The organism is Jiangella alba, from assembly GCF_900106035.1.
In the GTDB taxonomy this organism is placed as follows: domain Bacteria; phylum Actinomycetota; class Actinomycetes; order Jiangellales; family Jiangellaceae; genus Jiangella; species Jiangella alba.
Map to the genome: position 1 here is coordinate 1,080,235 of NZ_FNUC01000003.1, position 12,101 is coordinate 1,092,335.

Below are 12,101 nucleotides of genomic sequence, written 5' to 3' on the forward strand. Positions count from 1 at the left end.
CACCGGGAGGGAAGCTTCACGGGCGTGGGTCGGGACCGCCATCGTCGTGTGGCTCGTCGGTGCGGCGGCGGAGCCGGGCGACCTCGGCGCGGGCGAAGTGGACGCGTGCGGTGTCCGCGCCGCGGGCGCGGCCGAGTTCGTCGGCGAGGTCGAAGACGGCTTCGAGCACGTGCCGGTTGCGTCGTCCGTGGCCGAGGCCACGTCCGTGGGCCCGGTACTTCTTGCGGGCCTTGCGGTCGCCGGCGGCGGCGTCGACCTCAGCTGCGGTGACGACGCCGCGCGCGAGCTCGGGGGCCAGCAGGGGACGGACGAACTCGCGCTCTCCGGCGACGGCGAGGTGGAAGACGCGGATGACGATGGCGATGCCGATCAGCGGCAGCAGGACCATCAGCGCGAGCTGTGCGAACGGCAGCAGGTCGCTGTCGCCGAGCGCGGCGTGCAGCAGCGGGCCCTGAGCGTCCCAGATGCCGTGCAGAGCCATCGCCAACGCGATCAGGCCGATGCCGGTGCCGAGGCGGCGTGGCTGCTGGGGGCGTCCGATGGCTAGGACCAGTCCGGTGCAGAAGATGGCGCTGAACAGGATGTGGGAGCCGATGCCACTGGCCATGCGCACGACGAAGGTCTGCATCGAGGCGCCGATCTGGTTGGCGCCGAACTGAGTGGGAGCGGAGTCGAGCACATACGCGATGTCCTCGAGAATCTGGAAGCCCAGCCCGATGAAGGCGCCGAGAATGAATCCGTCGAACGCGGTGCGGACGAGATGGGGCGCGATGGCGATGAGGAGCAGCAGCCCCAGTCCCTTGGACCATTCCTCGTCGATCGGGGCCACGATGCCCGGGCCCCACTCGAGGGCGAACGTCGTCCCGAACGCTTTGGCGAGCAGACTGCGGATCGCGTCGTTGGCAGGGGCGGAGAACACCCAGGTGGCGGCGAGCGCTCCCCACAGGAAGGCCATCAGCCGGAAGGTGACCGGCTGGGCGGCGTAGCGGTCGATGTGCTGTGTGAACCACCAGAACACCGCCCCGTACAGGGCGAAGGCCACCAGCGCCAGGCTGAGTGCCGGCGCGTAGTAGCCGGCGGAGGCCGTCCAGCGTTGGACCTGGAGCACCGCACCCCAGACGACCAGCGCGGCCCACAGCCACAGAGCCAGGTTGCGGGGCTGGAACACGCGGACGCCCGCGCCCCAGCCCGTGTCGTCGATGGCGCGGACGCGAGCGGCGTCCAGATCGGCGAGGTCGGGACCGCTGGGCGCCACGGGCCCGGGCGGGACAGGAATGCCGGTCATGAGTCGCTCCCGTCGCCGAAGGTGAGGCTGGTGATCATGGCGGCCACCTGCTGGATGGTGTCCTGTTCGCCGGGACGGCCGGCGGTCGGTGGACTGGTCGCGACGATCTCGACGCCGACGTCGTCGACCACGAAGGCCGCGAGAACACCCTCCGACGCGGTGCCGTTGAAGCGCGAGAGCAGCCCACGCACGCCGTCCTCGGTGGTGATGGTCACCGGGTCGCCGGTCACGTGGAGCCCGGCCGAGTCGTTCAGGGCGTCGGTGGTGTCCTTGATCTGGGCCAGCAGCTGCCGGGCGTCGCCGTCGAAGGTTCCAGTGATGACCTCGAAGGACGTGTCGCCGGAGGTCACCACGGCCCGCGCGGGCGGGTTCCCGGCGCTCGGAACCTCATCACGGCGGACGCCCTCGTCCAGGTTCCAGCCCGCCGCCGGGGCGAAGCTCACCTCGTCGCGCAGGACCACCTCGTCCCCGGCCCTGATCGGGTCGTCTGTGGGGATCGCGTCGTCGATCGCCGGGACGATGAGGTTCATCGCCAGCGCCACCGCCGCCACGATCAGCGTCGGGCGGAGCGTGCGGCGGTCGAAGCCGAACCAGCGCCGTTCGACCGGCACCCAGTCCGATGGGAGCCAGCGTCCTGCTGCCGGCAGTGCCTCTGTCTCGGCTGGTGCGTTCTCGGTCATGCCGCCTCCAGTGCCTCGAACGGTGTGTGCCGATCAGTCGTGTGCCGGCCGCGATCGCCAGCACGAGGGCGGCCGTCGCCCCACCTTCGATGCCGAAGCCGCCGCCGGTCAGCCAGTCCCTCGACCCGGCCAGCCACAACGAACCCTGCGCCAGCGCCAGAAAGCTGAAGAAGCTGCCCATGAGCGCGATGTTCGGCCAGCGCCAGGGGACGGAAATCGAGGTGCGCGACGGCGAACACGACGATCCAGCCGAGCCACCAGCGGGTCGGGCGTCGTGCCTCCGTCGCACCCTGCACGAGCCGCGATGCGGTGATCGCCAAGATCACTCCCTCTCGTCACCCCGGCCCACGTGCGCCGCACTCCACCCGTACCCCATGGTGCCGCCTCGACCCGCCCGGCAAAGCCGACAAGGCCACAAAGCGTCCGTTTCCGCAATGGGGTCAGTCGCGAGGCGCCGGACCTCTACTCTCGGGTGGTGTCGCCGGATCGCTCGCGCAGGTGAACGAGGGCCGCGCTCAGCGGCCGACGGGCGGGTCCCGGTAGGCCGACAGCCGCGAACCCGGCGCCGGTCGCGGCGAAGCCGTCGATGTCCCAGTCGACCTCGGTCGCGAGACCGGGCGGCAGGAGCCGCGTGGCGACATAGGCGGATTCGGGCAGCAGTCCTGGCACCTGCAGTCGCGGCGGGACGTGCGCGAGGTCCTCGAGCTGCGCGTAACTCAGGATGGCCTGGGATCCGTCCTGGGCCACGACGCCAGACACGGTGACACCGGGACCGAGATCGAGCCGGATCAACCGTCCGGAGTGCAGCAGGCTGCGGTGCCGCTTGTACAGGCTCGTCCACGCCGTCAGCTGTGCGCGTTCCTCGTCGCTGGCCTCGTTGAGGTTCAGCTGGATGCCGAAGGCGCCCATGAAGGCGGTGGCCGCACGCAGTTCGAGGGAGCTGGCGCGTCCGGTCTGGTGGGACGGGCTCGGCGCGACGTGGGACGCGAGGTATTCGAGTGGTACCAGCTGGGCACTCCACTGCTGGATCGTCTGGCGCGATACCGGGTCGGTGTTGTCGGAGGTCCACACGCTCTGGACGCGCTCGAGCACGGCGAGGTCGCTGCGACCACCGCCGGACGCGCAGCTCTCCCACGAGATGCCCGGGAACCGGTCGATCAGCTCGTCGAGGAGACGGTAGAACCCCAGCGTCTGTGCCCGCCCCGCCGCCGACCCGAGGCCGCCGTCGAGGGCGGCGTCGACGAGGTCGCGGTTAAGGTCCCATTTGACGAAGTCGACCGGGCACTGGGCCACGATCTCGGCGAAGGATTTCGTCAGGTGGTCACGGACGTCGTCGCGTGACAGATCGAGCACTAGCGTGGCGCGCTCGACCGGCGGTATGCGACCGGCGGCCACCAGAGCCCACTCGGGGTGCGCCCGGTAGAGGTCCGAATCGAGGTTGATGGCCTCCGGTTCCCACCAGAGCCCGAACTCCATGCCGAGCGCGTGTACCTGGTCGGCGAGTGGGCGAAGCCCGTCCGGCCACGCCACGGGGTCCGGAGTCCAGTCGCCGACGCCCCGCTGGAGTGAGTTGCGGCCCTTGAACCAGCCGTCGTCGAGCACGAAACGCTCCGCACCCACCGCAGCGGCGCTGCGGGCGAGGTCGCCCAGCACGGACGGATCGTGATCGAGATACACGGCCTCCCAGGCGTTGTAGGTGACCAGCTGTCGCGCAGGCCGGGACGGCTGGGACCGCACATGGTCGTGGAACGCGGCCGCCAGGCCGTCGAGGCCCTGCGTGCTGGCGGCGACGTGGACCCAGGGTGTCTCGTAGCTGTCCCCAGGCACCAGGCAGACTTCGCCCGGGGCGAGCAGCTCGCCGGCGCGTAGCAGCGTGGTGCCGCTGCTGACCCGCTCCAGCGCGTACCGGTGGTTGCCGCTCCAGGCCAGGTGGATGCCGATCACGCGGCCGTCGCGGAAACCGAAACCGGCGCTCCCCGCGGCCAGCACGGGGGTGGTGTCGAGCGCGCGCATGCCGCGTCGGTGCTCGCGCACCCAGAGTCCGTCGGCGATCCGGTGGCGCTGTGGTTGCTTCTCCTTCGCCCATCGGCCGGTCAGATCGAGCGCTTCCCGCGCGTCGACAGGGAGCGGCACCACCACGTCGAGGCTGTCCAGGACGTAGTCGCTCCGGCCCAGGTTGGTCAGGCTGGTGCGGATGCGCAACGAGCCGCCCGGGAGCGCCTCGACGACGTAGCCGAGCTCCAACCCGGCCATGACGTCGCGAGCCCGGACCACGACGGCCCGCTCGTCGGTGTCGACGATCGTGTCCGTGAAGCTGGGTGTCGCGCCGCCCGGCTGACCCACTCGGAAGCCGAGCAGCGCCGGCCGTCCGAGGTGCCCGTCGGCCTGGGTCGGGCAGATGCTTGGGGCACCCTCGACCAGCCAGGCGTCCCACGACGTCAGCGGGGTCTCGTTCGGAGCGGCCAGCGCGACGACGTCCTCGGCCGGGACCCCGTCGGCGGCCGTGCCGAGCCACGCAAGGTGGGGGAGTCGCCCATCCTCATGGGTGTTCAGCACGAGACGGGTGCGTTCGCGTCCCGCCAGGCCGGTGATCGCCGACGGGTGCAGGTGTGGCGCCACACCTGTGGTCGGGGCGATCCGAACGTTTTCGACCTCACGTCGGGGCGTCACACGCCCACCATCCTCTCGCGAAATGCCTCAACTGCGAGCCGGGCGGCGCCCACCGCCACCGCGTGCTCCCCGAACTCAGACACCACGACCTCGCGTGGAAAGAACGACGTCTCCTGCAGGTGCGCCGTGAACGGTGTCGTCAGCGGCTCGCCGGCCCGGGACAGCCCGCCCCCGAGCACGACGAGCGCCGGGTCGACGGCATGTACGAGCGCCGACGCGCCGAGTGCCAACGCCACGGCCACCCGGTCGACGGCTTCGACGGCATCGGGTTCGGAGCGTCTCGCGGCGGCAAGGAGTTCAACTGCGCCGTCCCCGGTCCGCGAGGAGCGGAAGCGCTCCCGGATGTGCTCGAACGCCGTCATGGCCTCGTGCCAGCCGAGCATGCGCATGCTGCCGATCTCACCCGCGAGGCCATGTCTGCCCTGCAGCACGTGGCCGCCGACGACCACCGCTGAGCCGAGCCGTCGCCCAGCGTGCATGTACACGACGTCATCGACGTGTGCTGCGGCGCCCCCGGCCCACTCGGCCAATGCGGCCAGCTTGATGTCGTTGTCGATGACGACATCGCCGCCCAGCGCCGCCGAGATCTCCGCACCGGGGTCGATGTCGGCGAAGCCCGGAAGGGAGTACGTGTGCAATCCGGGCCCGGCCGGGAGAGTCGTGATGTCCGCAGAGCCGCGCGCATCGTGAGTCAGGCCGGTCACGCCCGCGCCATGCCCCACGATCCGCGATACATCGACGGCCAGGTCCGCGGCGACGTCGGCGACGAGCACGGCCGCCGCGCTCAGCCGGGTCGCCGGGCGCGCACGGGGGTGCACCCGGCGACGGCGACGCTGCAGGATGGCGCCGCGCAGATCGGTGATGACACAGCCGATCGTGTGCGCACCGATGTCCAGGCCCACCACATAGCGGGAGCGGCTCACCAGCTGGTACAGCTTCGGTGGCCGCCCAGCGCCGCGAGGCGCCGGGCTACGGGCGACCTCGACCTCCTCGACGTCGCCCCTGGCGATGAGGTCGGTGAGGACGCCTTCGGCCGTCGGGCGCGAGACCTGCATGACCTCCCTGAGTTGGGCGATGGTCGTTGACTCCGTCTCCCAGAACGCCTGCACGGCCGCGGCGAGGTTCAGTCGCCGCAGCAGTCCGGGGTCACCTGGGAGTCCTGGTGAGGACCAATTGAGGTTCGAGGCTTGACGCACGTCGCTCAGGCTACCTACAGTGAGCCCCGTTACACAATTATGTAAAACAACCTTCTTTATAGAAATCCATCGGTTCAACGACGAGGCGGTCACATGAGCAGCAGGATCTGGGGTGTGCGGGCGGTTGCCGCGGCTCTTTTCATCGCGGGGGGCGTTGCGTCCTGCACGGCTGGTGGCGCTGAGTCCTCGGGGGGTGACGATGAGGTCACGTTGACGTTTCTGACGTTCGAGACGCCCAATCTCACCGCCGAGTACTGGGACGACGTGATCGAGCGGACCAGTGAGCAGGTGCCGGGTGTCACGATCGAGAAGCTGGTCGCACCCAGTGCCGAGCAGCGTAACGAGTACGTGCGTCAGCTCGATTCGACCGGCGAGCTGCCCGATGTCATGGTGGCCATCGACCCGGGCGGCCTGGCCGAGGCGGGCAAGCTGGCGGAGTTCAGCGAGGACGAGCTCGCCGACTGGATCGACCCGACCGCCAACAGTTTCGACGGCGCCATCTACCAGCTGGCCACGAACTCCCAGACCTGGCAGATCTACTACAACAAGGCGGCCTTCCAGACGGCCGGCATCGACCAGCCGCCGACGACGTGGGACGAGCTGCTCGCCGATGTCGCCGCCCTCGAACAGGCGGGCATCACGCCGTTCGTGATCGGTGGTGGTGCACCGGACGGGCTCGGGCCGCGCTGGACCTTCGCGCAGCTGATGGCCACCGAGGTCTACGCCGAGGACCCGCAATGGCTGGCCAAGCTGGTCGCCGGCGAGGTCGATTTCAGCGACCCCCTGTTCGTCGACGCCGCGACCAAGATGCAGGCCCTCGCGAGCGCCGCCCGCGTGGACAACCTGTCCGCGACCTACGCCGAGGCACAGGACGCCTTCCTCAACGGCGAAGGCGCGATGTACCCGATGGGGTCGTGGTTCCCCGCCGCGCCGGACGAGACGCAGCAGCAGGAGATCGGCGTCTTCTCGATGCCCACCGACGACGGCTCGCTGGTCCTGCCGGCCTACACCGGAGGTGGCCTCTCCGTCAGCGCATCGGCCGAGGACGTCGACCTGGCCAAGCAGTGGGCCATCGAGTTCTCCCGCGTCAACGCCGACGGCGGCGCCCGCTTCGACGGCCTGTTCGTCGCGCTGGACGGCTACGAACCGCCCTCCGACCTGCCGCTGCTGTACAACGAGACACTCGGTCTTCTCGACAGCGCCCAGGCCGAGGGCACGGTGACCACGAGCTTCGGCAACGAGGGCGGCACACCCGCACTTCCGCCCGGGTTCATCGCCGAGGTCGACGCCGCACTGCTGGACCTGCTCAACGGACGCGCCGACGTAGACAGCTTCGTGGCCACCCTCAACCAGAAGCTCACGGACCTCGAACGGTGAATCGGACACCAACCGTGACCGGAGACGTACGGGCAGCCGAGGCCCACAACGACGTTCCACCGGCCTCGGCGCCCGGGCCACGGGCACCACGACGACGATCGTGGACCACAGCCGGGGAGGGGGCCGTGTTCCTGGCCCCCACCCTGGTGGTCTTCTGCGCGATGGTGCTCGTGCCGATCCTGTGGACCCTCTACGTCGGCACCACCGACGAGCGCGCCACCCGGCCCACCACGTCGTTCGTCGGCCTGGACAACTTCCGCTTCCTGCTGACCAACGACGACTTCCTGCACACCCTCCGCAACACGGTGGTGATCACCGTCATCGTGGTCGGCGTCACCAATGTGGCGGGCCTGGCGATCGCCCTGCTCCTGCGTCGGCAGGGGTGGCTGTACTCCGCACTGCGCAGCGTGTTCTTCACCCCCGTCGTCCTCTCCGCCGTCGTCGTCTCCGTGATCGGGCGCGCGATCCTCGTCGACGAGGGCCTGCTCAACACACTTCTCATCCGCGCCGGAGTCGCCGACCCGCCGGGGTGGCTCAGTGACCCGTCCTACGCCATCTACTCCGTCTCGGCGATCCTGAGCTGGCAGATGCTCGGCTTCGCCATCGTCGTCTATCTCGCCGGACTTGCCGGCGTGCCCATGGAGCTCGAGGAGGCGGCAGCCATCGACGGCGCCGGCGTCTGGCAGCGATTCAGGCACATCACCTGGCCGCTGCTCGCACCGGCGTTGACGATCAACACGGTCATGCTCATGATCAGCGCCTTCAAGGTGTACGACCAGATCGCCGTGCTCACCAACGGCGGGCCCGGCACCAACGGCACCGCCACGATCGCATTCGACGTGGTGCGCACCGCCTTCACCCAGCAGCGCCCCGGCGTCGCCTCGGCGATGGCCGCGATCATGCTGGTGATCGTCGCCGTGGCCAGCACCACCACGCTGCGCCTGCTCCAGCGCCGGGAGGTCGACCTGTGAGGTCCGCGCATTCCTGGCTCCGGCCCGTCGCGGCGTTGTGCGTGGCAGCCGTGTTCTGCCTGCCGCTCTACGTCGCCCTCGTCAACGTGTTCAAACCGAGCTCCGAGGTCGTCGCCTCGCCGCTGCGCTTCCCGGTCCCACCCACGCTCGAGAATCTCGAGGAGGTAGTCACCCGACCAGACGGACTCTACTGGTACGGACTGCTGAACTCGGTGACCCTCACCGCGGCCACCATCATCATCACGACCATGCTGGCCGCCATGTCAGCGCACTACCTCGTCCGCTCCGGACGGTGGTGGAGCCGAGCCGTCCTGGCCACCATGCTGACCGGGCTGATGATCCCGCCGGCAGTGATCATGCTTCCCGTCACACGCATTCTCGACAGCATCGGGCTCATGCACACCATGCCCGGGGCCGTTCTGGTCAACGTCGGCTACTACCTGCCATTCGCCGTCTTCGTCTTCATGGGCTTCATCCGGAGCATTCCACGTGAGCTCGAGGAGGCGGCGGCCGTCGACGGCGCCGGACGGTTCCGGACCTTCATGCAGGTCGTCTTTCCCCTGCTGAGGCCGGCATCGGCAAGTGTCCTGATCTTCCTCGGCGTCTGGGTGTGGAACGACTTCCTCACCCCGCTGCTCGTCCTCGGGCCGGGCGCAGGCAACACGGTCACGGTCGGCATCTTCCGCTCGATCGGGCCCTACCAGCAGGACTTCGGCGCCGTGTTCGCGTTCATGCTCCTGGCCACCCTGCCCGTGCTCATCTTCTACCTCGCGTTCCAGAAGCAGTTCGTCCGTGGTCTTACTGGCGGCGCCACGAAGGGCTGAGCCGGTTCTCTCGACGAAGGGACATCCATGATCGAACGACGCCGTCCGACATGCCCGAATCGCCGCCGGAACCGGTTCGGCCCAGCGTCGATCGCCCTGGTGGCCGCGCTGCTCGCGCCCGCGCTCGTTGCGGGACACGGCAGCCCGGCCGCTGCGGCGGCGGAAGTCGAGACCTCCATCGTCGAAGACCAACTGCCCGCCTTCAACGAGGTGTGGACCTCCAAGAGCGCCGACGTGACAGGGTCGATGCCGATCGGCAACGGCGTGCAGGCAGCGAACGTCTGGGTCGAGGGCGACACCCTGAAACTCCTCCTCGCGACTGGCGATTCCTGGGACGAGAACGTCAGATTGAACAAGCTCGGACGCCTCGACATCACCTTCACCCCCAACCCGTTCGCGTCCAGTTCGTTCCGCCAGGAGCTACAGCTGATCGACGGCGAGATCGTGATCACGTCGGGCACCACGCGGGAGATCACGACCCGGGTGTGGGCCGATGCGAACAACGAGGCCATTCACGTCGAGAGTGACGCAGCCCGCCCGTTCGGAATGCAGGTCGACTTCGTCAATCTCCATCCAACTGTGGTCGAGAATCCGAGCCGCGCCAATCTCAACTTCTACGACCTGGTCGACTCCGAGAACGGAGCCACCTCCCCGTTCCCGCCCCGGGTGACGACAGACTCCGTCTACACGCGAACCGACAAGCTCATGTGGGCTCACCACAACGACGGCTCTCGCTACGACGAGATCATGAGCCATCAGAAGCTCAGCCCGACCGAGTTCGGCGACATCCTCGATGGACGCACCTACGGCGGCCTCGTCCAAGGCCCGGGATTCCGGACTCTCTCCCCGTCGCGGCTGATCTCCGCCCCCGCGAGCAACCAGCGGCTCGACATCAACCTGTACACGACCATCGACACCAGCCCCTCCTGGCTCTCGAACTGGGAGTCAGCGATCACGACCAACGCAGACGCGCTTGCCGCGACACCGACCGCCACCCTGCGTGCGGCCCACGCGCGATGGTGGGCCGACTTCTGGAACCGCTCGTACATCTTCGCCAGCGGTGACGCCGACGCGACCGCGGCGACGAAAGGGTGGCTGCACGCACGCTACGTCCAGGCGATCGCTGGGCGGACGCCGAAGATGCCGATCCGCTTCAACGGCTCACCGTTCACCCCGGGTACCGCAACCGACCCCGACTTCCGCAAATGGAACTCCTACCACGCCTTCAACCAGCGCTTTCCTTACTGGGGCATGCTGGCCTCGGGTGACTTCGACCTGATGCAGCCCTACTTCGACCAATACGTCTCCTCGCTCCCTCTTGCCATGGCCCGAGTGCAGGCATTCTGGGGGATGGAGGAGTGGAGGCCCCCACCAGCGTCGTCCTTCCGTCCTCACAAGGCGCGATGTGGCCGGAGGTCATGGGCCTATGGGGCCACTCCGTCGGCGGTGAATACGGCTGGAGACGCGACGGCAACCCCGACAGCTGGTACTCGGGCTCCTGGACGAGATTCCTCTACGCCGGCAACGTCGAACTCGTCGCCATGATGCTCGACTACCACGCGTACACCCAGGACGCGACCTTCGTGCAGGACAAGCTCGTGCCGGTCGCCCGCGAGATCGTGCGCTTCTACGACACGCACTGGAACCACAACGGCGGCAAGATCGAGATGTACCCCATGTACTCCGGGGAAGGCGACCGCAATCTTCGCAACCCCATGGCCGACACCGCCGGACTGCACCGAGTCGTGAACGGGCTCCTCGCCCTACCACCGTCCATGACAACGGCGAGCGATCGCGAGTACTGGGAACAGGTCCGCGGCCGCCTGCCGAATCTCCCGATCGGTGCCTCAGCTTCCGACAACGACACCAGCTACGGCCCCGACGACCGGCTGAAGACAGCCAAGGACGTCTTCCTGGGCACCGACACCAACAACCAGAACCTCTGGCCGATCTTTCCCCTGCGCTTGTTCGGCAACGGCCAGCCCCACCTCGACCTGGCAGTCGCCTCCTACAACGAACGCCGAGGCAAGTACCCGACCAACGGCACCCAGGACTGGCGTCACGACGCCACGCACGCGGCCTACCTCGGACTCACCGACGAGGCACGCACCCAGATGCTCGCGACCTTCCGCCCTGGCAGCTGGCGCTACAGCGGGTTCGGTCCAGGAGGCGTCGACGGCGAGCCGGGTCAGGAGCAGCGGGCCATCGGGAAGATCGCGCTCCAGGCCATGCTCCTGCACCCGGCGGCGGGCGGCGACGCCATCCTGTTCAACGCCTGGCCGTCCACCTGGGATGTCCGGTTCAAGTTGCACACGACCCTCGGACGGACCGTCACCGGCTCACGGATCGGCACTGATGTGGACTACACAGTGACCCCGGCCGACGCGGGCACGATCACCGTGCGCCGGCCGACACCCGCCGAAACCACCACGTACGACTGGTCCGTGCAGGCCGGCTCCAGCGTGCTCGCCGGTGATGTCGACGCCAACGGTAAGGGCGACCTGGTCGCGTGGCAGAGCTCGGGCGACCTTCACGTGCGGTACGGCGACGGCACCGGCCAGTTCGGCGAGCAGACCAGCACGGTCTGGGCCGGCGCCGGTGTTTGCTCGGCGGCGACTTCAACGGCGACGACCGCCTGGACATCGGCCTCTGGTCCAACGGCGTCTGGACGATCCGATACGGCGACGGTGCAGGAGCATTCGGCAACCAAACCACCTACACCTGGACCGCACAGCCCGGGTCCCGCGTGCTGGTCGAGGACTACAACGGTGACGGCAAGGACGACATCGGGGTCTGGCAGTCCGACGGCAGCCTCTTCGTCCGCTACGGCCATGGCGACGGACAGTTCGGGGTCGCTGACCAGACTCAGACACATTGGGCCCAGCCGCCCGGGCCGAGCACTGCCGGGGACTATGACGGCGACGGCCTCAGTGACCTGGCAGCGTGGACCGGGACCGCCTGGAGCCTGCGTAGGGGCACCGGTTCCGGCACCTTCACGGCCGCGCGAACCATGGCACCCCCGCCGGGCAACGGCACGCCCTTGATGACCGATGTGGACGGCGACGGACGGGACGACCTCGTCGTCTGGGCGCAGACCG

The 12,101-nt window shown here is 68.8% G+C and carries 9 protein-coding genes and 1 pseudogene; 5 read left to right on the top strand and 5 right to left on the bottom strand.

Annotated features, from left to right (window positions below; translation table 11 throughout):
* Nucleotides 1-16 precede the first annotated feature (16 nt).
* From BLV02_RS07595 to BLV02_RS07610, 5 genes are all read right to left on the bottom strand, one after another.
* Entirely contained in the window at nt 17-1,285 is a 1,269-nt protein-coding gene (locus BLV02_RS07595) for a PrsW family intramembrane metalloprotease (protein WP_069111062.1), read from the bottom strand.
* Nucleotides 1,282-1,965 (bottom strand): hypothetical protein, encoded by a 684-nt coding sequence (locus BLV02_RS07600; protein WP_069111061.1) that lies wholly within the window; start codon nt 1,963-1,965, stop codon nt 1,282-1,284. The genes BLV02_RS07595 and BLV02_RS07600 overlap by 4 nt, the downstream gene beginning before the upstream one ends.
* The gene (locus BLV02_RS35525; protein ID WP_141711537.1) at nt 1,962-2,285 is read right to left on the bottom strand and encodes a hypothetical protein; all 324 of its coding nucleotides are present in this window, start codon (nt 2,283-2,285) and stop codon (nt 1,962-1,964) included. Before BLV02_RS35525 ends, BLV02_RS07600 begins: the two co-directional genes overlap by 4 nt.
* A gap of 142 nt (nt 2,286-2,427) precedes the next feature.
* Nucleotides 2,428-4,521, bottom strand: a complete 2,094-nt coding sequence (locus tag BLV02_RS07605; RefSeq protein ID WP_216094177.1) for an alpha-galactosidase — start codon at nt 4,519-4,521, stop codon at nt 2,428-2,430.
* 110 nt (nt 4,522-4,631) lie between these two features.
* Complete coding sequence (locus BLV02_RS07610) at nt 4,632-5,831, bottom strand: ROK family protein (protein WP_069111060.1); 1,200 nt, start codon at nt 5,829-5,831, stop codon at nt 4,632-4,634.
* Between the two features lie 93 nt (nt 5,832-5,924).
* Here BLV02_RS07610 and BLV02_RS07615 point away from each other — a divergent pair, with 93 nt between their 5' ends.
* From BLV02_RS07615 to BLV02_RS38475, 5 genes and pseudogenes are all read left to right on the top strand, one after another.
* The gene (locus BLV02_RS07615; RefSeq protein WP_069111059.1) at nt 5,925-7,208 is read left to right on the top strand and encodes an ABC transporter substrate-binding protein; all 1,284 of its coding nucleotides are present in this window, start codon (nt 5,925-5,927) and stop codon (nt 7,206-7,208) included.
* Between the two features lie 161 nt (nt 7,209-7,369).
* Nucleotides 7,370-8,179, top strand: coding sequence for a carbohydrate ABC transporter permease (locus tag BLV02_RS07620; protein WP_069111166.1), 810 nt, complete (start codon nt 7,370-7,372; stop codon nt 8,177-8,179).
* Nucleotides 8,176-9,003: a carbohydrate ABC transporter permease gene (locus BLV02_RS07625; protein ID WP_069111058.1), complete on the top strand. Its 828-nt coding sequence runs from the start codon at nt 8,176-8,178 to the stop codon at nt 9,001-9,003. Before BLV02_RS07620 ends, BLV02_RS07625 begins: the two co-directional genes overlap by 4 nt.
* Before the next feature lie 27 nt (nt 9,004-9,030).
* Nucleotides 9,031-10,548, top strand: a complete 1,518-nt coding sequence (locus BLV02_RS07630; RefSeq protein ID WP_143045049.1) for a DUF5703 domain-containing protein — start codon at nt 9,031-9,033, stop codon at nt 10,546-10,548.
* A gap of 964 nt (nt 10,549-11,512) precedes the next feature.
* Nucleotides 11,513-12,028, top strand: a pseudogene (locus tag BLV02_RS38475) (FG-GAP repeat domain-containing protein); the annotation flags it as partial.
* Between the last annotated feature and the right edge of the window lie 73 nt (nt 12,029-12,101).

Excerpts from the sequence above, each read along its gene's own strand:
- BLV02_RS07595 (WP_069111062.1), bottom strand. The coding sequence starts at position 1,285 with ATGACCGGCATTCCTGTCCCGCCCGGGCCCGTGGCGCCCAGCGGTCCC.
- BLV02_RS07600 (WP_069111061.1), bottom strand. The coding sequence starts at position 1,965 with ATGACCGAGAACGCACCAGCCGAGACAGAGGCACTGCCGGCAGCAGGA.
- BLV02_RS07615 (WP_069111059.1), top strand. The coding sequence starts at position 5,925 with ATGAGCAGCAGGATCTGGGGTGTGCGGGCGGTTGCCGCGGCTCTTTTC.
- BLV02_RS07620 (WP_069111166.1), top strand. The coding sequence starts at position 7,370 with ATGGTGCTCGTGCCGATCCTGTGGACCCTCTACGTCGGCACCACCGAC.
- BLV02_RS07630 (WP_143045049.1), top strand. The coding sequence starts at position 9,031 with ATGATCGAACGACGCCGTCCGACATGCCCGAATCGCCGCCGGAACCGG.